The 21211-nt window shown below is 58.1% G+C and carries 20 protein-coding genes, 2 tRNA genes and 6 pseudogenes; 19 read left to right on the forward strand and 9 right to left on the reverse strand.

Features of this window, described 5'->3' with window-relative positions; translation table 11 throughout:
* Positions 1-16 precede the first annotated feature (16 nt).
* From N7E01_RS19230 to N7E01_RS02660, 3 genes are read left to right on the forward strand one after another with little or no spacing between them, the layout of a single operon-like run.
* Positions 17-400 carry a transporter substrate-binding domain-containing protein gene (locus N7E01_RS19230; protein ID WP_289175714.1) on the forward strand — a complete coding sequence of 128 codons (384 nt, stop codon included), beginning with the start codon at positions 17-19 and terminating at the stop codon, positions 398-400.
* Positions 316-837, forward strand: coding sequence for a type 2 periplasmic-binding domain-containing protein (locus tag N7E01_RS19235; RefSeq protein WP_289174548.1), 522 nt, complete (start codon positions 316-318; stop codon positions 835-837). Before N7E01_RS19230 ends, N7E01_RS19235 begins: the two co-directional genes overlap by 85 nt.
* Before the next feature lie 5 nt (positions 838-842).
* The gene (locus tag N7E01_RS02660) at positions 843-1340 is read left to right on the forward strand and encodes a GGDEF domain-containing protein (RefSeq protein ID WP_289175715.1); all 498 of its coding nucleotides are present in this window, start codon (positions 843-845) and stop codon (positions 1338-1340) included.
* Here the strand turns inward: N7E01_RS02660 and N7E01_RS02665 are convergent.
* Both N7E01_RS02665 and N7E01_RS02670 read right to left on the reverse strand, forming a co-directional pair.
* A tRNA-Arg gene (locus N7E01_RS02665) sits at positions 1328-1404 on the reverse strand. The two genes, N7E01_RS02660 and N7E01_RS02665, sit on opposite strands and share 13 nt — an antisense overlap.
* Before the next feature lie 70 nt (positions 1405-1474).
* A pseudogene (locus N7E01_RS02670) lies at positions 1475-3720 on the reverse strand (xanthine dehydrogenase family protein molybdopterin-binding subunit).
* 231 nt (positions 3721-3951) lie between these two features.
* Between N7E01_RS02670 and N7E01_RS02675 the strand changes: the two are divergent.
* Genes N7E01_RS02675 through N7E01_RS18270 form a run of 6 tightly spaced genes read left to right on the forward strand, consistent with a single transcriptional unit; the run spans position 3952 to position 7276 of the window.
* On the forward strand, positions 3952-4425 hold the full coding sequence (locus N7E01_RS02675; RefSeq protein WP_289175716.1) for a (2Fe-2S)-binding protein: 474 nt from the start codon (positions 3952-3954) through the stop codon (positions 4423-4425).
* Positions 4418-5149: a hypothetical protein gene (locus tag N7E01_RS02680; protein ID WP_289174549.1), complete on the forward strand. Its 732-nt coding sequence runs from the start codon at positions 4418-4420 to the stop codon at positions 5147-5149. The genes N7E01_RS02675 and N7E01_RS02680 overlap by 8 nt, the downstream gene beginning before the upstream one ends.
* A 14-nt stretch (positions 5150-5163) precedes the next feature.
* Positions 5164-5940 (forward strand): hypothetical protein, encoded by a 777-nt coding sequence (locus tag N7E01_RS02685; RefSeq protein ID WP_289174550.1) that lies wholly within the window; start codon positions 5164-5166, stop codon positions 5938-5940.
* Positions 5941-5977: 37 nt separating this feature from the next.
* On the forward strand, positions 5978-6658 hold the full coding sequence (locus N7E01_RS18260) for a c-type cytochrome (RefSeq protein WP_350494909.1): 681 nt from the start codon (positions 5978-5980) through the stop codon (positions 6656-6658).
* A gap of 28 nt (positions 6659-6686) precedes the next feature.
* A complete protein-coding gene (locus N7E01_RS18265) occupies positions 6687-7154 on the forward strand; it encodes a c-type cytochrome (protein WP_350494910.1) in 468 nt (155 codons plus the stop codon).
* Positions 7130-7276 carry a c-type cytochrome gene (locus N7E01_RS18270; RefSeq protein ID WP_350494911.1) on the forward strand — a complete coding sequence of 49 codons (147 nt, stop codon included), beginning with the start codon at positions 7130-7132 and terminating at the stop codon, positions 7274-7276. Before N7E01_RS18265 ends, N7E01_RS18270 begins: the two co-directional genes overlap by 25 nt.
* A 146-nt stretch (positions 7277-7422) precedes the next feature.
* On the opposite strand, the gene N7E01_RS02695 is transcribed toward N7E01_RS18270, so the two are convergent.
* The 5 genes and pseudogenes from N7E01_RS02695 to N7E01_RS02715 all read right to left on the reverse strand — a co-directional run bounded on the left by N7E01_RS02695 (position 7423) and on the right by N7E01_RS02715 (position 12866).
* Positions 7423-8172: an ABC transporter ATP-binding protein gene (locus N7E01_RS02695; protein ID WP_289174551.1), complete on the reverse strand. Its 750-nt coding sequence runs from the start codon at positions 8170-8172 to the stop codon at positions 7423-7425.
* Positions 8169-8944: pseudogene (locus N7E01_RS02700) on the reverse strand (ABC transporter ATP-binding protein). Before N7E01_RS02700 ends, N7E01_RS02695 begins: the two are co-directional and overlap by 4 nt.
* Positions 8922-10848, reverse strand: a pseudogene (locus N7E01_RS02705) (ABC transporter permease). Before N7E01_RS02705 ends, N7E01_RS02700 begins: the two co-directional pseudogenes overlap by 23 nt.
* 66 nt (positions 10849-10914) lie before the next feature.
* Complete coding sequence (locus N7E01_RS02710; RefSeq protein ID WP_289174552.1) at positions 10915-12123, reverse strand: ABC transporter substrate-binding protein; 1209 nt, start codon at positions 12121-12123, stop codon at positions 10915-10917.
* 261 nt (positions 12124-12384) lie between these two features.
* Positions 12385-12866 (reverse strand): annotated as a pseudogene (locus N7E01_RS02715) (MarR family winged helix-turn-helix transcriptional regulator).
* 148 nt (positions 12867-13014) lie between these two features.
* Between N7E01_RS02715 and N7E01_RS02720 the strand changes: the two are divergent.
* Positions 13015-13091: transfer RNA gene (locus tag N7E01_RS02720), tRNA-Pro, on the forward strand.
* A 136-nt stretch (positions 13092-13227) separates the two neighbouring features.
* Here the strand turns inward: N7E01_RS02720 and N7E01_RS02725 are convergent.
* Positions 13228-14057 (reverse strand): annotated as a pseudogene (locus N7E01_RS02725) (intradiol ring-cleavage dioxygenase).
* 109 nt (positions 14058-14166) lie between these two features.
* Here N7E01_RS02725 and N7E01_RS02730 point away from each other — a divergent pair.
* Positions 14167-15171, forward strand: a complete 1005-nt coding sequence (locus N7E01_RS02730) for a LysR family transcriptional regulator (protein WP_289174553.1) — start codon at positions 14167-14169, stop codon at positions 15169-15171.
* Here N7E01_RS02730 and N7E01_RS02735 read toward each other — a convergent pair.
* Positions 15110-15748 (reverse strand): TetR/AcrR family transcriptional regulator, encoded by a 639-nt coding sequence (locus N7E01_RS02735; RefSeq protein ID WP_289174554.1) that lies wholly within the window; start codon positions 15746-15748, stop codon positions 15110-15112. The two genes, N7E01_RS02730 and N7E01_RS02735, sit on opposite strands and share 62 nt — an antisense overlap.
* Positions 15749-15980: 232 nt before the next feature.
* Between N7E01_RS02735 and N7E01_RS02740 the strand changes: the two are divergent.
* The 8 genes and pseudogenes from N7E01_RS02740 to N7E01_RS02770 form a co-directional block, all read left to right on the forward strand.
* A pseudogene (locus N7E01_RS02740) lies at positions 15981-17246 on the forward strand (bifunctional 3-(3-hydroxy-phenyl)propionate/3-hydroxycinnamic acid hydroxylase); the annotation flags it as partial.
* Positions 17246-17596, forward strand: a complete 351-nt coding sequence (locus tag N7E01_RS19595) for a hypothetical protein (RefSeq protein WP_491565766.1) — start codon at positions 17246-17248, stop codon at positions 17594-17596. The pseudogene N7E01_RS02740 and the gene N7E01_RS19595, both read left to right, overlap by 1 nt.
* Positions 17597-17663: 67 nt before the next feature.
* Positions 17664-17816, forward strand: a complete 153-nt coding sequence (locus N7E01_RS02745; RefSeq protein ID WP_289174556.1) for a hypothetical protein — start codon at positions 17664-17666, stop codon at positions 17814-17816.
* A 12-nt stretch (positions 17817-17828) separates the two neighbouring features.
* Positions 17829-18854, forward strand: coding sequence for an ABC transporter substrate-binding protein (locus N7E01_RS02750; RefSeq protein ID WP_289174557.1), 1026 nt, complete (start codon positions 17829-17831; stop codon positions 18852-18854).
* Positions 18855-18927: 73 nt separating this feature from the next.
* Positions 18928-19647, forward strand: a complete 720-nt coding sequence (locus tag N7E01_RS02755; RefSeq protein WP_289174558.1) for an ABC transporter ATP-binding protein — start codon at positions 18928-18930, stop codon at positions 19645-19647.
* A complete protein-coding gene (locus N7E01_RS02760; protein WP_289174559.1) occupies positions 19644-20351 on the forward strand; it encodes an ABC transporter ATP-binding protein in 708 nt (235 codons plus the stop codon). Before N7E01_RS02755 ends, N7E01_RS02760 begins: the two co-directional genes overlap by 4 nt.
* Positions 20352-20356: 5 nt before the next feature.
* Positions 20357-20656: an ABC transporter permease subunit gene (locus N7E01_RS02765; RefSeq protein WP_289174560.1), complete on the forward strand. Its 300-nt coding sequence runs from the start codon at positions 20357-20359 to the stop codon at positions 20654-20656.
* The gene (locus tag N7E01_RS02770) at positions 20653-21210 is read left to right on the forward strand and encodes a branched-chain amino acid ABC transporter permease (protein WP_289174561.1); all 558 of its coding nucleotides are present in this window, start codon (positions 20653-20655) and stop codon (positions 21208-21210) included. The genes N7E01_RS02765 and N7E01_RS02770 overlap by 4 nt, the downstream gene beginning before the upstream one ends.
* The last annotated feature ends 1 nt before the right edge of the window (position 21211 follow it).

Below are 21211 nucleotides of genomic sequence, written 5' to 3' on the forward strand. Positions count from 1 at the left end.
CAGCGGCGTACTGACGCTGTGCGCGCATCAGAACTGGCACCCGCTTGAGTCGGTTGGCCCCAGAGGCGAACACCGGGGCATCGGGGCTGGCATCATGCAGACCCTGGAAAAACGCCTGGGTATCGAAACAGTGCTGTACCCGACCGCTTCATGGAAAGGCGCACTTGACGCTCTGGTCGCCCGCAAATGCGACGTACTGTCGACCGCAGCGGCGGGAAGCGGTCTGCACAACCAGTCGGAGCTTGAATACACGACGCCGTATTACGCTGTCCCCACGGTAGTGCTGAGCCGGATCGAATCCCCTTCATCACGACCATGGCCGAACTGGCCAACCAGCCTGTTGGTATCACCCTTGACTTTGGCCAATACCACGATCTGCGGCTACGCCACCCCAACCTGAACCTGATTCCGGTCTCAAGCGAATCGGAAGGGCTGCAAAAGGTGCAGCGGGGCGAGCTTTACGGTTACATCGGCACGTTGGCCAGTACCAGCCAGCAGTTGCAAGACTTGCGTCTGGCCAATATCCGCGTCATCGGACGCGTACCGGTCGACACCACGCTGGCCATCGCAACCCTCAAGGCCGAGCCGGCACTGGCCAGCGTGATGCAAAAAGCCGTAAACAGCATCACACCCGCCGAGTTCAACGAAATCGAAACGCAATGGCGTACTGTTGAACTGAAAGAACGCATCGACTACACGCTGGTCTGGCAAATCATTCTGGGGACTGTCGTCATGCTGGGCATATTCCTGATCTGGAACCGCAAGCTCAGCTACCTGAATCGAAAACTGGCGGCGGCAAACGCCCAACTGGCCCGCATGAGCACGACCGACCCCTGACCGGGCTGGGCAACCGGGCACGCTTTGAACAAACTTTTCAGCAAAGCTTCCAGCACTGCCAGCGCTCGGGCGTACCGTTCATGGTCGCCATGGTCGATGCTGACCATTTCAAAGACGTCAACGACACCTATGGTCATGCCGGTGGCGACAAATGCCTTGAAGCGTTGGCCGATGCCATGCGGGGGCATTTTCAACGCACAACCGATCAGGTGATCCGGTTTGGCGGTGAAGAATTTGTGGTCTTTGCGCCAATTGACCCTGACACCGACGTCCGACAGATGCTTGAATCACTGCGCGAGGGCATTGAAATGATGGACATCCCGTTCGAATCGCACATTATCAGGCTGACAGTGAGCATTGGTTTTCATGCCGGCATACCCGACAAGTCAAGCCTGGCAAGCACATGGCTTCAAATCGCTGACAAAACACTGTATGAAGCCAAAAACAACGGCAGAAACCGGGTTGAAGGCACATTCGGGAATATGGGCAGTGGCGCGTCGTGAGGGTCTCGAACCCCCGACCTCAGGCTTAGAAGGCCCGTGCTCTATCCAGCTGAGCTAACGACGCAACGGGGTGAACACCCCGGGCCGGCATTATAGCTGATGCCTGTCCGGCTGCGGCCGTGAATACCCAGGCATCAACCCGATAAGGTAAGGCCTGCGCACGCAGTACGGATGCGTTCTGGCGTGAACGGCACTTCACGAAAACGCGTTGCAGTGGCGTCGAACAGGGCATTTGACACCGCAGCAGCGCTGGGTACGGACGCAGACTCTCCAGACCCCATCGGCGGCTGATCCTGGCGCAACAGCAAAAAACATCAATGGGCGGCACTTCAGTGAAGGACAGAATCGGGTAAGCGCCCCACTCGTGGTCAACCACGCCCTGACCGTTGAACACGACCTGCTCTTTGAGCACCCGACTGAGCGACTGAATGACGTTACCCTCAATCTGGTGACGGACCCCGTCAGGATTGACCACCATGCCGGTATCCTGGCCCACGACCACGCGCTTGATACGGATTTGTCCGGTTGTGGGATTAACGGCGACATCGATGACCCAGACACTCCAGGCGGCACCGAAGCCAGGAATTTGCTGTGCACGTAACGTGCGTAGGCAACCCCTCGACCGTGCAACTCGCCCTGCGCATCGGGCACACCGCGCGACCCCGTCTGCCCGGCAATCCAGCCGGCGCGCACCGATGTCTCGCGAAGCAGATCGGCGGCACGATCATCAGGCAAATAACGTAAACGGAACGCCACCGGATCCTGCCCCGCTTCAAACGCCAGTTCATCAATAAACACGTCGTGTGCAAACGAGTTGGGCATGGCCGACACCCCGCGCAACCACCCGGCACGCACAATCGGCGCCATGTCGAGACAGCTGATGCGCCGGTTGGGGTAGGCGTACGGCGGTACCGCCGTACGATCTCCCATTTCCAGAACACGCGGCACATTGCTGGTGACACCCGTCAATAACAACGCCAGAGAGGGCGCATCATTTGACGGATAACGGGTAACAAAGTCATATGACAGCAAGCGTTGCTGCTCATCCAGCGAACCGGCCACATCAATGACCTGAGCCGCCCCTTGGGCTCCCAGCCGTGCTCTTGCTCGCGACTCAATTGCACGCGGACCGGATAACCAATTTCCTGGAAATCAGGGCCGCATCCGCACACACATCATCAGCACAATTACGCCCGTAGCAACCGGACGCCTCGTAGCGCACAATATTGATTTCGCCTTCCGGCCGTGCCAGCAGACGGGACAGTTCCGCGCGCAACATATGCGGATTTTGCGTCCCTGCCCATACCGTCAATTGATGCTCGCCATACTGGGCAACGGCACACGACGGCCCGACCGAGGCATGCATCTGATAAGGCCATACATAAGTTCGGCGCAATGTGGTGGCCGCCTGGCGGTCAGGCGCATCCAGTGATTCCAGCAAAACCCGCTCTGTAAAAGGTTGACGCCGTAACGCCGACTCAAGATCAGCCAAGGGCTCCAGAGGCGGCGGCTCACGCCACTGAACCTTGAGCAACCGTGCGGCCTTGATGGCGTGATGCTCATGACGTGCCGCCACGGCAACAAAGTCACCGATGACCACCACACGCACATCATCCGCCACGGTAGCCACCGAAGCCCTGTCAACATGCAAAAGACTGTTGCCCACAAAATCACCGCCATCCCGGCCTGTGTAGGGCGGACGAACGACACGCGCGTGCCACATGCCAGGGACTCGGACATCATGCACAAAGGTCAGCGTTCCAGTCGCCTTGGCCGGAATATCGACACGCGGCACTGGCTTGCCGATCACCGAAAACTGACAACTGTCCTTGAGGGTGACATCCGTTGAAAACTCAAGACGAACCTGACGACCGGCCAACAACTGCCAGTACGACAGGCAACGCCCGTCCGGGCTGCGAATATCACCGTCATTGACCGACAGACAATCGGGGCTGACCTCCAGGGCACGCGCCGCCGCATCAAGAAAATACTGCCTGGCCTGAGCCACGGCCTGACGCAGGGGAACGGCCGAAATCTGCAATGACGCACTGGCAATGGTCGGCCCCTGGTTGGGCGTCGCTTCGGTATGCCCCAGAATCATGCGGACGCGCCCAAACCCGACGCAAAGTTCATCGGCAACGACCTGAGCCAAAGCGGTGCGAATACCCGTACCCAGATCCACATGCCCATTGAATGCCAGCACCTGCCCGTCATCAAGTACCGCCACAAAGATATCCGGATGACTCTGCAGATAGCAGGATGGAATTCCCGGCTGGCCGGGTGAGGGCTGAGGGGGCAAAGCGGCGGGCCGTGTTACCAGCAAGGTGCCGGCACGATCGAACAGCATCTGGCGATCAGAGGCGGGGCTGAGAAATTCCATGGGAGAGACTCCGGCACACATGCAGTGTACACATTGAAAAATACAAGCAAAACATTACACCGGGCGAACAAATAAATAAACCTGACAAAACACGACCCGCTCTGTAATTAGGGAAAACCTTGAGGGGATTGCCCCGAATGTTGCCGCCGCCGATGTTTACCTCGAAAAATAAAGCGCATACACTCATAGCGAATGAGTATGTACCATGAAAAAACCTGAACAGACTTTCCCCTGATCATTAACGGCAACAGCGTTGACATTACCACCGAGGCCGACACCCCGTTGTTGTATGTGTTGCGCAACGGGTTCGAACTGAACGGCCCAAAATTCGGATGCGGGCTAGGCGAATGTGGCGCATGCACGGTATTGGTTGACGGCGTTGCAGCCCGTTCGTGCGTTCTGCCTGTCAAAAGCGTTGCCGGCCACCAGATCGTCACGCTTGAAGGCCTGGGCACCCTTGACGCTCCCGGCCCTGTCCAGCAAGCCTTCATCGACAAACAGGCGGCACAATGCGGGTATTGCCTGAACGGCATGATCATGACGGTACAGGCCTTGCTGAACCGTAACCCCAACCCCACCGAGCAGCAGATCCGCAACGAACTGAAATACAACCTGTGCCGCTGCGGCACGCACCTTGAAATCATCGAAGCGGCACTCGAGGCCGCCCGCCGGCAACAGCAGGTGGAATCGTCCGGCCATGACTGATCACTCTGCCGTCAGTCCTGTAGCGTCGGGTCTACACACAACCGGGCACCATGACCTGTCACCTCCGCTTGCCGGAACCATTCTGCATGGGGTTACTGTACGCCCTCCTGCCCTGCACTACGATGGCATTGACTGGCGCAGCGCCCAGTTGCACCACATTGACACCACCGCCGCGCTACAGGTGCCCGGGGTAACCCTCGTCGTTGTCAGGGGCAACTTCATCGGCATCATCGCCTCGCAGCTGACGCAGGCCCGGCATGCCAGCGCGCAGCTGACGGTGCAATGGGAAACTCCCGCAGCGCCGCAAGACACCACGATGAACGGCAAAGCCCTGATCGCCGACAAACCGGGCGCAAACGCCGTAGCGCAGACCTATCAATGGTCACCCTCCGCCTGCTCATCTGCGGCGTGGGCCATTGCACGACACGAGTCCTCCGGCCTCACGGTTTGGGCCGACACGCGCTACCCTGACCGTTTACGCGCCGAAATCGCGGCCCTGTGCGCCCTGCCCCTGGACGCCATACGACTCTTGCCGACCGGCACAACAGGGGCAGAGGCCTACGACGCTGCCGTAGACGCTGCACTGATGGCGGCAGAATGCAAACGCGCAGTAAAAGTCGTCGATGACGCGCCCTTTGCGCCCACCCCATTGGCGTTACCCTGCAGGCCGACAGCACACCCGCCGGCGCAAACCGCGCCATCGCCCCGATTACAGAAACGTTGACAACGGCGGTTACCGTGCGGCCGTCGATCGCCGCTCTGCTTTGCGGTGCGACGCACACCTACCATCAAACCTGCACACTGCCTGAGCACCTGTATGGGCAAGCCATCCAGACAACGACTGTAACAACCCCTGAAGCCACCGGCCACACACGGGTGCCAATCAACGCACCCGTTACTGCGGCACAGGTTTTTGCACGCGAATCGTTCTTTGACGAGCAGTGCCAGGCGCAACAACTCGACCCGGTGCAAGCCCGGCTGGCTTCACTCACCGACCCTGAAGGGCGCTCCCTGATCGAATCAGTGGCCCGACAAGCGGGCTGGAACGATGCCCGTCAACCCGGCACCGGCCGGGGCTTTGCCAGCACACTGGTCGTCGACAACACCCAGGATCCGCCGCAACGGCTATGGGCCGCATGGGTCGCCGAAGTCACCTTCGACAAGAACGGTCAGCTTGATCTCACCCGCGTCACGGTAGGTCACAGCGCCACAACGCTGCCGCCATCAGGGCCTGCCGACCACATTGAAAGCACGATCCGCCAAACGGCACTGGGCTACCTGAAAACACCCGAACACTTCGATACCTGGGGACAGCACGCAACGCAACAGCCGGCAAACACAGTCGTGGCGGCTCCCGACGTCTCGGTGGTCGCCCAAAACGGCGCGTTAACCACAGGCCTTTCCTGGCACCCCAACGCTGGGCTCCCCGCGGCCGCCGCCATTGCCAACGCCATTTACGATGCGTCGGGCGTGCGCCTTCGCGAGGCCCCTTTAATCTGGCGGCACTCGAACTGACCGGCCAATCCGCTAACTCACGCCAGTCTGACCGGCGATGGGCCAAGGGTCTGCTGGGCGGTATTGCCGCCGGTGCGGCCGGGCTGATTGTTGCTGCCTTGCCCTGGCGTTCTGCGCTTCCCCCATACCGGCGATTGACACCAGCATCTACTCGGCTGCCGCCATTGAACGGGGTCGACTGGTGGCCCTGGCGGGTGACTGCATGGTATGCCATACCGCTGACGATGGCACTCCCAACGCCGGTGGCCGGCCACTGGAAACACCCTTTGGAACCGTCTACAGCACCAACATCACGCCCGACCGTAAAACCGGTATTGGCAGCTGGTCATACGCCGCATTCGAGCGGGCCATGCGTGAAGGGATCCACCAGGATGGCCGTCACCTGTACCCCGTTTTCCCCTACACCGCGTTTGCGAAGCTGTCCGATGCCGATATGCAATCGCTTTATGCATGGCTGATGACGCAGGACCCTGTTTCCTACACGCCGCCAGAAACCAGGCTGGCCTTCCCGTACAGTGCCCGGCCCTTGATGGCCGGCTGGAACGCCTTGTTCCATACCAATGAGGTCTACCAGCCCGATCCGACCCAAACCACACTCTGGAACCGCGGGGCCTACCTGGTTCAGGGGCCGGTCACTGCGCGGCCTGCCATTCGCCGCGCAACAGCCTGGGCGCTGAAAAATCCGGTGCCGAAAACTTCTCGCCGGGGGCTTCGCTGACGGCTGGGAGGCGCCTGCGCTGAATGCCTTGTCCAAAGCACCCATCGCCTGGACTGAAGACACCCTGTTCGACTATTTACGCACCGGGTTCTCGTCATTGCATGGCGTGGCCTCGGGGCCAATGGGCCCGGTCGTCGAAAACCTGGCGCAGCTGCCCGAATCTGACGTGCGCGCCATGGCGCATTATCTGGCCAGCCTTAACCCGGCACCCCCGCCCACTGAACCCACTGCACTGACTGCGGCCCGCCTGGAAGACGCCAGCCGCAGCAATGCCCACGTCATGACGCTGCCCGGAGAGCGTCTGTTTGAAGGTGCCTGTGCGGTATGTCACGACGCACGCGAAGGCCCTCCTTTGTTTGGTGCGCGCCCGTCATTGGCACTGAACACCAACCTGCACAGCGACCACCCCGACAACGTCATTCAAGTCATCCTGCACGGCATCAATGACCCTACCGGTCAGGGCTGGGCCACATGCCTGGCTTCAAAGACAGCCTGAACGATCAGCAGATCCGTGATCTGGTCGACTACATGCGTCAGCGCTTCGCACCCGGAAAACCTGCATGGAATGGCTTGGACAAAAAAATTGCCGCGTTACGCAACCTGTCGCACGAGCCCTGATGCCCAGATACGGGAGGCAGGCCGACGGCACATGCAGCCCAACAAACCAAGGCACAGCGGACAGCCGGAAAACGCCAAACCCCAATCGTTAATCACCACGGTAAAAAAAGGGGCTTCACGCCCCTCCACTTTCATGGCTTGACCTGTCACACCGTCAGATAAGCCCTGCGAATTTCTTCATTTTCGGCCAATTCATCCATGGTGGCTGAATAACGGATCTGACCCTTTTCAAGCACATAGACCCGGTCGGACACCAGTTCGGCAAAATGCACATTTTGCTCGGACAGCAAGACACTGACCCCATGCTCTTTCAGCGCAATAATGGTATTGGCCATTTGCTCGACAATCAGGGGCGCCACCCCTTCAGAGGGCTCATCCAGCAACACCAGAAACGGATTACCCATCAGGGTACGTGCAACGGTCAACATCTGCTGCTCACCGCCACTCATTTGCCCACCCGGACGATCTTGCATGGCCCCCAGATTGGGAAACAAGGTATACAGCGCCTCGGGCGTCCAGGTGTACGCCGGCGTACCGTCGGGCCAGACCCGTGGCGGCTGGCGACCCACCTCGAGGTTCTCGGTAACCGTCAGATCAGAGAACACGCGACGGTCTTCAGGCACAAAACCAATACCTGCACGCGAAATTTCAAAAGGCTGGCGACCACTGATCTTGCGCCCCATGAACTGGATGTCGCCACGCGACTTTTCGAGCAAACCCATAATTGATTTCAGGGTAGTCGACTTGCCCGCGCCATTACGGCCCATCAAAGCCACCACCTCACCGCGGCGGATATTCAGATCAACATCGAACAGAATATGCGCGGCACCGTACCAGGCATTGAGCTTGCTGACATTCAGCAACGGTTCATGGGTATTAAAAGGGGTCTTGCTCATGCCGATGCCTCTGCTTTCTTTTTCTCGAATGTCTTGCCCGAACCAAAATAGACTTCCTGTACCTTCGGGTGATTACGAATGTCTTCAGCACTGCCTTCCGCAATCAGCTGACCGCGTGCCAGCACAATCATGCGATCAGCGTACGCAAACACCACATCCATGCTGTGCTCGGTGAACAGCACGGCCATTTTCCGGTCAATGACCAGCTGCTTGGTCAGGGCCATCAATTCGTTGCGTTCTTTGGGTGCCATACCTGCAGTCGGCTCATCCATCAGCAACAGTTTGGGGTCGTTGGCCAGCCCCATGGCCAGCTCAACACGCTTCACATCGCCATAGGCCAGCTCGCTGCAGGCCCGGCCAGCCTGTGCGGCCATGCCCACCTGATCGAGCAAGGCCATGGCCTGATCACGGTAATACGAAGCGGCCGGTTTCCAGAACGAATAAATTTTTCGTTTGTGTGCCAGCAAGGCCATTTGCACGTTCTCGACGACCGTCAGCGACGCAAACGTCGCCGCAATCTGGAATGTACGCCCAACCCCAGGTAAGCAATTTCACGCGGGGGCAGACGGGTCAGTTCAACCCCGTCAAGCGTGATTGACCCGGCGGTGGCACGCAACTGACCGTTCACCATATTGAACGTCGTGGTCTTGCCGGCCCCGTTCGGGCCGATAAGGGCCAGCAGCTCACCCGCCTGCAAATCAAAACTGACACCGTCGACAGCAATATTGCCGCCAAAGGCTTTTCGAAGATCACGAACTTGCAACAAACTCATTGTGGCTGCTCCTGGCGGGCGGCCCGACGAGCCCCCAGTAATCAAACAGTTCTTTGAAATAACCCGCGATACCCTGCGGAAACGCCAGAACAATCAGCAGAATCACACCACCAAACATCGCAAGCCAGTACTCGGTCAGACCCATGAAGTAATCTTGCAGGAACTTGAAGGTTGCGGCACCGACGACAGGGCCAATAAGCGTTTGAACGCCCCCAGCAAGACCATGACGAGACCGTCAACCGACTTGCCCACCCAGATGATTTCCGGTGAGGCGCTACCCTTGGAAAACACATACAGCACGCCGGCCAGACCGGCAAATACACCGGCAATCACAAACGCCACCCATTGCACACGCATGACATCTATGCCCAGCGCACCGGCACGCAAAGTGGAGTCACGTGTCGCGCGCAGGGCGTAGCCAAACGGTGAAAACAGCAATTTGCGCAGGACGATAGCCGAAACCAGCACGACCGCGAATGCGAAGTAATAATAGGCATCGCCCGAGAGCCAGTCATCGGGCCAGATCCCGATCATGCCGTTGGACCCCCCGTGAAACTGTCCCACTGGTATATGACGGACCAGACAATCTGCCCGAACGCCAGCGTCAGCATCGCCAGATAGACGCCGGACAAACGCACGCAGAACCAGCCAAACACCACCGCACCGATACCGGCAATGATCGGGGCGAGTGCCATCGACCAGCCCATGGAAAAGGCAGCGGTCTTGAGCAGCAACGCTGCCGCATAAGCCCCCAGACCGTAGTAAGCCGCATGACCGAACGAGTGCATGCCGCCGGGGCCCATCATGAAGTGCAGGCTAAGCGCAAACAGGGCGGCGACCATGATGTCCAGTGCCAGCACTGGCGCATACGGCATAAGGTCGGACAACAACGGCAACGCCGCCACCACCGCCACCACCACCAGCATGAACACCTTGAACGGCATGGAGGCAGGCCGGATCGGAGCCTCAATCGGCGCCGAATTGCGACTGGCGGCAGAAACGGTGCCAAACAGCCCCCATGGACGGAACACCAGCACCAACGCCATGAAAATGAACTCGACCACCAGTGTCAGCTTGGGGAATTCAAACGTCATGCCAAACAAAGACACCGTACCCAGAGCGATACACATGGCTTTCAGTTCAGCGATGATCAGAGCGGCCACATACGCCCCCGGAATCGACCCCATACCGCCGACCACAACGATAACGAACGCATCACCGATCACGCTCAGGTCAAGCGTAAGGTTGGCGGGCAAGCGCGGAATCTGAACCGCCCCGCCCAGCGCTGCCAGAAACGCACCCAGTGCAAACACCGCCGTGAACAACCAGGCCTGATTGACACCCAGTGCACCCAGCATTTCACGATCTTGCGTGGCGGCACGAACCAGCGTCCCCCAGCGGGTACGCGTCAGCAACAACCAAAGCAGGCCCAGCACCACCGGACCGACAAAAATCAAAACCACGTCATATTTGGGAAAATAATGCCCAAGAATCTGGATCGACCCATTCAGGCCCGGGGCAATCGGCCCCAGCAAATCTTCCGGCCCCCAGATGAACAAAGTGGCATCATTGATGACCAGCACCAGCGCAAAAGTCGCCAGCAACTGGAACAGTTCGGGCGCCCTGTAAATGCGCCGCAGCAATACAATTTCGATCAAGGCCCCGAATGCACCGACCAGCAAGGCAGCCGCGACCAGACTGAACCAGAACCCAAATGGACTTTGGCCAAACTGCTGGACGACCGAATAGGCCACATAGATACCCAGCATGTACAACGAACCGTGCGCAAAGTTGACGATGCGCGTGACACCGAAAATGAGCGAGAGCCCCGCAGCCACCAGAAACAGCGATGACGCCTCGGCCAACCCGTTCAGAATCTGAACAATGAAACCTGACAAGTCCATTTGACGCTACCTACCAATTAAAAACCTCTGCCACCGGCAACGGTGACAGAGGTTTGTTGTGTTGCCTTAGTCTTCTGCTTTACGCCACTGCTTGACCTGCTCGTCGGTGGGCTGCACATCTTTGCCATCGACATAGACAAACTCACCCATGATGCCCTTGCCATCTTTCTTGGCCAGCTTGCCAACATAGATACCCATGGTCGACTGGTGATCTTGCGGACGGTAGGTAATGGGGCCAAACGGAGACATCAGCTCAAGACCACGGAATGCCTTGATAAGGGCTTCAGTGTCAGTGGAACCGGCTTTCTTGATCCCTTCGGCCAGCGAAATAATGGCGGAATACCCGATCACCGTGCCCAAGCGCGGATAGTCATTGAACTTGGCCTGGTAGGCCTCGAGGAAAGCCTTGTGCTCGGGCGTGTTGATGGCGTACCAGGGGTAGCCCGTCACGATCCAGCCTTCAGGGGTTTCATTGCCCAGCGGGTCAAGGTACTCGGGCTCGCCCGTCAACAAGCTGACCACAGGAATATTGTCGAAGAAGTTACGTTGTGAACCTGCCCGTACCAGCTTGGCAAGATCGGCGGCGAACAACACGTTGAATACGGCATCGGGCTTGGCATCCGACAAGGCCTGGATCACGCTGCCGGCATCAACCTTGCCCAGCGGCGAAGCCTGTTCGGCCACGAACTCGACATCGGGCTGCGCTTCTTTCAGGAGCGCCTTGAAGGTGGCTACAGCCGACTGGCCATATTCGTAGTTGGGGTACACCACCGCCCAGCGCTTTTTATTGAGCTTGGCGGCTTCGGGAACCAGCATTGCGACCTGCATATAGGTGGAGGTACGCAGACGGAAGGTGTACCGGTTGCCATCCGCCCAGACGATCTTGTCAGTAAGGGGTTCACTGGCCAGGAAGAAACGTTTCTTTTGCTTGGCAAAGTCAGTGACAGCCAAACCGATATGTGAAAGGAATGTGCCGGTCAGGACATCGACTTTGTCGCGTGAAATCAGTTCTTCGGCAGCACGTACGGCGTCGCCGGTATTGGAATTGTCATCGCGAATGATCAGTTCGACCTTTTTGCCCAGCAAGCCGCCTGCCGCATTGATTTGCTCAACGGCCAGTTCCATGCCGTTTTTATAAGGCCCCAAAAACGCAGGCTGGGTCTTGTAACTGTTCAGCTCACCAATTTTCAAAACATCTTGTGCGACTGCGGAAGTGCTTACTGCGGCGCCGAGCGCAAGGCCCAGCAGCGATGAATAAAATTTCATGCCTTTCATGTCAGTTTCCTAAGAGATGCGCCTTTACCCAGACGGCACCGGCAAAAACGCTATTGCTAAAAGTAAAGCACCAATCAAGTGTACACACGTAACTTTTGCGCCACAAGACAGTAAAACCTAGGGATAAACCCTTGATTTTCAAAGCCAACCAAAAACAAAATGCGGACATCAAGTCCGCATTTAAAACCAAGGCGCTGAAATAAAACGAAGTTTTCCAACGCCTCTGGAAAAACAACTATTTAAAGCGTATACATTACATATTTACGAACCCTCGAGCTCATCCGCCTGACACATTTTCTGCAACAGATAGACCAAAGCCAAGCGTTCGGCAGGGTTGAAACTCGCAAACGTTTTCTCGGTAATCTCGAATGCGAACGGCACCATTGACTGCACCAGCGCAAGCCCGGCCGGCATCAGGCTGACCAGCACCTTGCGCCGGTCGGCTTCATCATGACGCACGCCGATCAGTTTGCGCACCTTGAGCCGGTCGATCACCCCCGCACGGTCGCCTGATCAATGGCTGTTCGCTTGACGATCTCGCTGAGCGAACAGGCACCGCTGTCGCGCACAGCACAAAGCACAACAAACTGTGCCGCCGTAAGTTGGGTGTCGGGGATGATTTGCTGAAACAGCGCCGTATGACGCTGATAGGCGCGGCGCAGCAGATGGCCGACCTGCTGGGAGAAATCATATTCCTGGCTGTCGGCTGCCGCCCCTTGGGCTGGCGTTTGCGTTTCGGACATCGCGGACTCGGTCGAGTGAAAAAAGGGGGACGATGCGACGTGAATCTATCATAAATTATCATCTGCGCTTTTGCAGATTACGACACACACCTTTATTTTTCAAACGTTAAGACAAGAGTTTATAAATGTGCCATAATTGCGGTCTTGTCGGGGCGTAGCGCAGCCTGGTAGCGCATCTGGTTTGGGACCAGAGGGTCGAAGGTTCGAATCCTTTCGCCCCGACCACCTTACAAAAAAAGGCTTGTGCCCTGCGCACAAGCCTTTTTTCTTTGGTGCGCCCGTTATGAACTCCCCTTCAGAAACTGGATCAGCGTCCAACTTCTGAAGGTCAGTTCAACCCAGGTGCACTGTGGAACACCCCTCAGGCTTTGGGGTTCAGCACGAAGTCATATTCAACCAGGTAACGACCATCCGGTTGCTCAACCCAGTCGCAAACCAACGACGAACGCACGGCAAATACGGCATCTGAATCGATATAGTCACTGTTGTTGCGGAAAATATGGGTGATCAGGGTTTCGTAGCCATCGGCCTTGATCAGAAAATGCAGGTGAGCAGGACGCCAGGGTGACGACCTGTCGCTTCAAGCATCTGGCCCACAGGGCCATCGTGCGGGATCGGGTACGGCACCGCCAGAATCGAATCAAAAGAGTAACGACCTTCGGCATCGGTATGCACGATGCCGCGAGCCTGCGCTCCTGACACTTCGGGCTTCTGGACGTCATACAACCCGTTCTCGTCAGACTGCCAGACATCAAGCATGGCATTGGCCACCGGCTTGCCATCGATACCACGCACCGTACCGCGTACCGTGCAGGGCGTACCGGTTGCGCCATTGGAAATGTCTGTACCGAGATCATACTCAGGGGCACCATCAACGTGGAACGGCCCGAAGACCGTTGCCTCGGTACAGGCCGCTGGCTTTTCGTTGTTCATGGCTACAGTCAGCATCGACAGACCCAGCACATCAGACAAGAGGATGAATTCCTGACGACGGTCATCTGTGATGTGGCCACAACGGGTAATGAAATCAATACCTTTGAACCACTCTTCTTCGGTCAGTTTCACTTCGCGGGCAAACGCGTGCAGGTGCTGGACCAGACTGGTCATGATTTCTTTAAGTCGCGCATCGGGGGTACCCTCAAAGCTTTTGACAACAGCCTGGGTAATGGTGTCCTGATTCAGATTGATCATCTCATCGTCTCCGTTAATGGGTGAAATTTCAAACAGCACGTCACTGTACAATTGCTTTTTTAAACGCAAACCATTAAAAGCGAAAAACACTTTTCCGGAAAAAGAAACAATGGACCGTCTCAGCGAACTGGAGCTGCTGGTCAAAATTGCAGAATCAGGCCATATCGGGCGTGCTGCCGAAGCCCTCGACCTGTCACGGCCGGCCGCATCACGGATGCTGGCAGCCCTTGAAAAAAGACTGGGCACCCGTCTTGTTGAACGCAATACCCGGCGGGTTTTCATTACCGATGCCGGACAGACTTTTGTTGAGCGCGCCCGCCACATCCTGCACGAACTGCAAGACGCCGAGCTTAGCCTGACGCGCAAGACACTTGACCCGTCGGGCACGCTTCGGGTGGGCTCATCGCTTTCGTTTGCGATGCACCAGATCGCCCCGCGCCTTCGAAAATTCCGAACACTTTACCCGCGACTTGACGTTTTGCTGGAAACGCAGAATCGTTATGGCAGCGGCCCCGACGACCATCTGGACATTGCCATACGAACACGCGAGTTCGAGCCTGACAGCAGCCTGACCATACGTCGACTGGCAACCACAAACCGGGTTCTGTGCGCCTCACCGGCCTATGTTGCCCAACGCGGCACACCCAAAACACCCGACGATCTGCTGACACATGATTTTCTGGTCTACACCCACGCCAACCGGGCCCATGAGCTTTGGCTGTCACAACACGGCTATCATGAAACCGTCAAACTACGCGCCGTGCTTGAGTCCAATGAAGGACAAGTCTTGCGGGCGGCGGCACTGGATGGTCTGGGCATTCTGGTCCAGCCCAACTACATTGTCTACAACGACCTGGTATCGGGGCGCCTGTTGCCCTTGCTGACCGATTGGCAGCTGCCCCAGTTGCATATCAATATGGCTTACCGAACGCGCGAGCATTTGCCGGCCAAAACGCGGGCATTTATTGAGTTCATGGTGGCCGAGTTTGCCGCCAACAATTATGAACGTCGCTGGACCAGCAACATGGGGCTCAAAAAATCGACCCCGGCCGCTAAACCGGGGCCAATGCCGGCCGCGGACGACCCGCCAGCTCAAGCGCAGCATCAAGGCTGATGCCCGTCATGCACAGCAAACGAACAATGACCTGATCCAGCGTATCGGGCGACACTTCATCGGTCGTGACCGCCAGACCGATGCCGACAATCGCATGGCAGGTCAAACGCCAGATCAGCTCCGGGTTTGAAAGACGGAAACGCCCCGCATCTGCAGCACGGCGCAAATCACGAATGGCAAACGGGCCCATGCGCTGATACAGCGCATTCGCAATGACCTCGGAACGATACAGCAACTGCCGCCAGCGCACGTCGTTGATCGCAGTCTCAACCACGGTTCGCACACCGTAGGCATAAACCTGTGCCGGGTCATCAAAGGTATCGGTGACCGCCTCGATGCGCAATGCCAGATTGTGCATCATGTTTTCCAGCACAGCGACGGCCAGATCATCTTTGGACTTGAAGTAGTTGTAAACCGTCCCCGCACCGACATCCGCCTTTTCGGCAATTTCATGCATGGTTGCGGCATCAATGCCTTTTTCGGACATCACGGCACTGGCCGCTTGTATCAGCGCTTCGCGATTGCGCTCTTGACGCCGGGCGACACGCCCCTGCCGGGCTTCAATTTTCTGGGTCATTCAAACGCCCTTGATTTATCGAGACGGCCGCCATTTTAAGCCAGTCAGCACACCAGCAGACCAGTGGCCCCACGACCTGCGCCATTGTCCTCACCCTCTGGCGATCCAGGACATATCACTGAACGCCTAGGGAAAACACGAAATGAACGTCATTCATTTTCGGTTTAAATTCACATCCGGTTTAAATTCAAAGATTGTGCCAGGTGGCACAGCCCTGCAACAGGAGACATTCATGGTCAATCCGACCACATCCCAAACTACTTCCTTTGACGCCGATGTCATCATCGTGGGTGGCGGCCCGGTCGGGCTCCTCCTGGCAATTTTGCTGGCCAAACGCAACAAGCACGTCACGCTTGTCGAACGGTGGAGCGAAGCGTATGGCCGCCCGCGTGCCGTGACGTATGACCACGAAATTGCCCGTATCCTGGCCACACTCGACATCGACTCTGAAAACGACCCCGCCATCAGCTACCACGACGAGCTCTATTACTGGAAAAACCGGGATGGCGAAAACATCCAGATCGTCGACTGGCAAAGCACATCGGCCTCGGGCTGGCGCGTCCGCTACTGGTTCAACCAGCCTGACCTTGAAGTTCGCCTGGGCAATATCGTCAACACATTCAGCAACATTACCCAGTACCGTGGCTGGCAAGCGGTGGCCCTGTCGCAAACCCTTGAAAATGCAACCCTGACCATCAAACGCAACCCTGAAGAGGCAGGCCTTAATGGCGAAAGCCGTGTCCTGACCGGCAAATTTGTGGTCGGTGCAGACGGGGCCAACAGCTTTGTGCGCGAAAGCCTCGGCATCGAAAACGAAGACAAAGGTTATTTCTTCGACTGGCTGATTCTGGACATGATTCCCAAGACCGAACTGAACCTGTCTCCGGCCCAATGGCAACTGTGCGACCCAAAGCGCCCGACCACCATCGTGCCTGGCGGTCCCGGTCGCCGTCGCTGGGAATACATGGTGTTGCCCGGTGAGTCCCCCGAAGAAATGCAGAAACCCGAACGTGCATGGGAACTGCTCAAGCCCTGGGGCCTGACGCCTGAAAACGCAGAACTTGAGCGCAGCGCGGTCTATCGCTTCCAGGCCCGCTGGGCCAAGGTCTGGCACAAAGGCCGTTGCGCTGTCGCCGGCGATGCCGCCCACCTGATGCCCCCGTTTGCCGGCGAAGGCATGTGTGCCGGGGTACGTGACGCCGTCGCACTGGGCTGGCGCCTGAACGGCATTCTGGAAGGCCGTTTCGACTTGGATATTCTGGAAAGCTACACCACCGAGCGTATCGAGCACGCCAAGCACTACATTAACTTCAGCCAGGAACTGGGCAGCATCATCTGTATCGCCGATGAACAAGAGGCGGCCGAACGCGATGCACGCATGAAAGCGGAACTGGCTGCCCGCAACAACACACCGGTTCCAACGGACATCTGCCAGCTGGGTCACGGTATCTGGCATCCGGAATCGGCGGGTGCCGGCGAGCTGTCCGTCCAGGGGTCGTGCAGGCCAATGGCAAGCAAGACCGCTTTGACCAGGCCGTCGGCCAGGGATGGGTTGTCATCGGTCTGGGCAGCGACCCGGCCCAGGCTATCAGCCAGACCCAGCGTGAACAGCTTGAGCGCCTTGATGCCCTGTTCGTCACGATCGACGCTCCCGGCAGCAACGGTGCCGTCATCGACGTCAACGGCACATACGCCAACTGGTTCAGCACCATCAATGCGAAGTATGTCCTGCTTCGCCCCGACTTCTACGTGGCCCTGTCGGCCCCGGATGCCGCGACTTTCCAGGAACGCATTGATTTCGTCCTGAACCAGTTGCATTTGACTGAACGCGTAGCCGCCGCGGCCTGACGCCCCACCCTCAGGCGGGGCCGACCCGGCCTCGCGCACTCGAACCATAAAAAACACCGGAGACACCATGACACTGACCCGCACAACCCTGATAAAGAGCCTGACCGCGATCGCCCTGCTGGGTGGCAGCACTGCCGTACTGGCCGCCGACACCATCAAAATCGGTTATGTCTCACCCCAAACCGGCGCCCTTGCGTCGTTTGGTGAAACCGACAAATGAGTTATTGAACACATGCAGTCCGAACTGAAAGACGGCATTGTGGTCAACGGCAAAAAGTACGCCGTCGAAATCATCCTGAAAGACAGTCAGTCCAACCCCAACCGCGCCGGCGAAGTCGCCAATGACCTGATTCTCAAGGACAAGGTCAATCTGATCCTGACCGCAGGCACGCCGGAAACGGCCAACCCGGTCAGTGATGCCGCCGAGCTGAACGAAGTGCCTGCCATTTCCAGTGTCGTACCATGGCAACCCTGGTTCTTCGGTCGTCAAGGCAACCCCAAAACAGGTTTTGACTGGACATACCATTTCTTCTGGGGGCTGGAAGACGTCATTGCCACCTTCACCAATGGCTGGAAAACCATCGACACCAACAAACAGGTTGGCGCACTTTTCCCGAACGACGGCGACGGCAATGCCTGGGGCGACAAAGAACTGGGCTTCCCCAAACCGCTGGCCTCCATGGGATTCGGCTTGACCGACCCGGGTCGATTCCAGAGCGGCACCCAGGATTTCAGCGCCCAGATTTCGGCCTTCAAGAACGCCAATGTCGAAATCGTCACGGGCGTCATCATTCCGCCCGATGCCAAGACGTTCCTGACGCAAGCCCGTCAGCAAGGCTTCAAGCCAAAGGCGGTTTCGCTGGGCAAGGCATTAATGCACCCGCTGGCTATCGAAGCCCTGGGCGATCTGGGTGAAGGCCTGACGACCGAAATGTGGTGGAGCCCGCAGCACCCTTTCAGCTCCAGCCTGACAGGTCAAAGCTCCAGAGCCCTGGCCGACAGCTACGAAAGCAGCACCGGAAAACAATGGACGCAGCCGCTGGCATTCGCCCATGCCTTGTTTGAAGTGGCTACCGACAGCCTGAAACGCAGCCGGTCGCTGGAGCCCGACGACATCAAAAACGCCATCGCCGCTACCAGACTGCCGACCGTGGTTGGCAACGTCGCCTGGGGTGGCGAAGGCCCCTTCAAAAACGTCAGCAAGACTCCCTGGTGCTGGGTCAATGGAGCAAGAAAGACGGCAAGCGCTACGACCTGACCATCGTCAACAACGAGTCCGCCCCCGAGATTCCCGTGGGTGGCGCACTCAAGCCGATGTAAGCGGAGCCCGCATGCCTTTACTCGCCCTACACGCCGTCAGCAAGCGCTACGGCGCCCTTCAGGTGACTGACAACATCACCATGACTGTCGAAGCAGGCCAGACACTGGGGATTCTCGGCCCAAACGGTGCCGGAAAAACCACCTTGTTCAACCTGATTTCGGGTGATGTCAGGGTTGACAGTGGTCGGGTCGAATTCGACGGCCGCGACATCACGACGCGACCGTCACACCAGCGTTGCCATATGGGCATCGGGCGCAGCTACCAGGTGCCCCAGCCCTTTGGCAACATGAGTGTCTTCGAAAACCTGGTGACCGCAGCCTGTTTTGGTGGCGGGCTGCCCGAGCGCGAAGCCTGGACGGTGGCCTGGGAAGTGCTGGAACAAACGGGGTTGCTGGCCCACGCCAACACACCCGCCGGCTCAATGACCTTGCTCAACCGCAAACGTCTTGAACTGGCTCGTGCTTTGGCCACCCGCCCCCAACTGCTGTTGCTGGATGAAATTGCCGGCGGCCTGACCGAGCACGAAGCCCATGAACTGGTCGAGGAACTCAAAAAGATCAAACAGCGCGGCGTCACCATGATCTGGATCGAGCACGTGGTGCACGCCCTGCTGTCGGTTGCCGACCGTCTTTACGTCATCAACTTTGGTCAAAAGCTGGCCGAAGGTGCGCCCAACGATGTCATGAAAGACCCCGACGTTCAGCGCGTTTATATGGGAATCGAGGCATGAGCAGCCCTCCACTGTTGCAAACACGCGGGCTTACAGCCTTCTATGGCGACGCCCAGGCACTGTTCGGCATTGATTTCGACCTGTACGCCGGCGAAATGGTCGCCATCATCGGTGCCAACGGCGCAGGCAAGTCCACGTTCCTGAAGTGCCTGACCGGTCTGGTCAAAACCCCTGCAGACCAGATCCTGCTCAAGGGTCAGCCCACTGGCGGCCAACACCCATCGGCGATTGTCCAGCGCGGCTTGACCATGGTGCCCGAAGGCCGCCGCCTTTTCCCGTCATTAACGGTTGAGGAAAACCTGATGATGGGCGCCGCCGTAAAGCGCTCCGGCCCCTGGAGCCTGTCGCGTATTTACGAACTGTTCCCGGTCTTGCACGAACGGCGCCATTCGCCCGGAACCGCCCTGTCGGGCGGCCAGCAGCAAATGGTGGCGATTGGCCGGGCGCTCATGAGCAACCCGGAAATCCTGCTGTGCGATGAGCTGTCGCTGGGCCTGGCCCCGGTCATCATCCGTGAAATCTACGCCTCGTTGCCCGCCATTGTGGCCGAAGGCATGACCATCGTCATCGTGGAACAGGACGTATCGATGGCCCGCTCGGTCTCGAAACGTCTGTATTGCTTTCAGGAAGGGCAGGTCTCACTCAGCGGCGCCTCGGATACCCTGAGCCACGAACAGATCAGCCAGGCCTACTTCGGAGTTTGAACCCTATGGAAACCCTTTTGCAAGGCCTCCTGCTGGGCGGCCTGTATGGCTTGTTCGCCCTCGGCCAGGCCCTTATCTTTGGCGTGATGCGATTGACAAACACCGCCCATGGCGACTTCATCATCATGGGTGCCTTCATTGCCTTCGCCCTGACCGCTCTGGGGATATCTCCCTGGTTTGCCCTTTTGGTCACGCTACCCATCACCTGGCTGATCGGCTATGCGGTACAGACCGTTGTACTGAACGGCACTTTAGGCAAAGACCCCTGCCCTCGCTGGTCGTCACTTTCGGCCTGTCCATTGTGATCCAGAACCTGCTGCTGGAACTGAACTCGGCCGATCCGCGTTCGATTCCAACCCATGGATTCAACACCTTGAGCTGGGCCATCACCGATCACCTGGCCATTGGTATTCTGCCCTTGCTGATCTTTGGCATCGCCATTGCGGCCACGGCCGGCCTGCAATGGCTGTTCCGCACTACCGCTTTGGGACGCTCGTTCAGGGCCGTCTCCGACGATCGGGAAATTGCTGAGCTGATGGGGCTGAACGCACGCAAGGTTTTTGCCCAAGCAACGGCCCCGGCCTTTGCCCTGATCGGTCTGGCCGGCGCCCTGCAAGGAATGCGCACCACCATCGCCCCTACGGATGGCCCGATGCTGCTGCTGTTCGCCTTCGAAGCGGTCATCATCGGAGGCATGGGCAGTTTCTGGGGCACGCTGCTGGGCGCCATACTGCTGGGCATCACCCAGCAAGTGGTCTTTCGCATTGATCCAGGCTGGGGGATCTGGGGCGGGCACATCATGTTCCTGCTGATCCTCATGGTCCGGCCCGAAGGTCTTTTCCCCAAAACACGCGGATAAC

The sequence above is a fragment of the Neopusillimonas aromaticivorans genome (assembly GCF_030344915.1).
GTDB lineage: Bacteria > Pseudomonadota > Gammaproteobacteria > Burkholderiales > Burkholderiaceae_B > Neopusillimonas > Neopusillimonas aromaticivorans.

Coding starts and splice junctions, on each gene's coding strand:
- N7E01_RS19235 (WP_289174548.1), top strand. CDS start 316: ATGGCCGAACTGGCCAACCAGCCTGTTGGTATCACCCTTGACTTTGGC.
- N7E01_RS02695 (WP_289174551.1), bottom strand. CDS start 8,172: ATGAGCAAGACCCCTTTTAATACCCATGAACCGTTGCTGAATGTCAGC.
- N7E01_RS02750 (WP_289174557.1), top strand. CDS start 17,829: ATGCAGTCCGAACTGAAAGACGGCATTGTGGTCAACGGCAAAAAGTAC.
- N7E01_RS02680 (WP_289174549.1), top strand. CDS start 4,418: ATGACTGATCACTCTGCCGTCAGTCCTGTAGCGTCGGGTCTACACACA.
- N7E01_RS02760 (WP_289174559.1), top strand. CDS start 19,644: ATGAGCAGCCCTCCACTGTTGCAAACACGCGGGCTTACAGCCTTCTAT.
- N7E01_RS18260 (WP_350494909.1), top strand. CDS start 5,978: ATGGGCCAAGGGTCTGCTGGGCGGTATTGCCGCCGGTGCGGCCGGGCT.
- N7E01_RS02730 (WP_289174553.1), top strand. CDS start 14,167: ATGGACCGTCTCAGCGAACTGGAGCTGCTGGTCAAAATTGCAGAATCA.
- N7E01_RS02765 (WP_289174560.1), top strand. CDS start 20,357: ATGGAAACCCTTTTGCAAGGCCTCCTGCTGGGCGGCCTGTATGGCTTG.
- N7E01_RS02755 (WP_289174558.1), top strand. CDS start 18,928: ATGCCTTTACTCGCCCTACACGCCGTCAGCAAGCGCTACGGCGCCCTT.
- N7E01_RS02735 (WP_289174554.1), bottom strand. CDS start 15,748: ATGACCCAGAAAATTGAAGCCCGGCAGGGGCGTGTCGCCCGGCGTCAA.
- N7E01_RS02745 (WP_289174556.1), top strand. CDS start 17,664: ATGACACTGACCCGCACAACCCTGATAAAGAGCCTGACCGCGATCGCC.
- N7E01_RS18270 (WP_350494911.1), top strand. CDS start 7,130: ATGCCTGGCTTCAAAGACAGCCTGAACGATCAGCAGATCCGTGATCTG.
- N7E01_RS02710 (WP_289174552.1), bottom strand. CDS start 12,123: ATGAAAGGCATGAAATTTTATTCATCGCTGCTGGGCCTTGCGCTCGGC.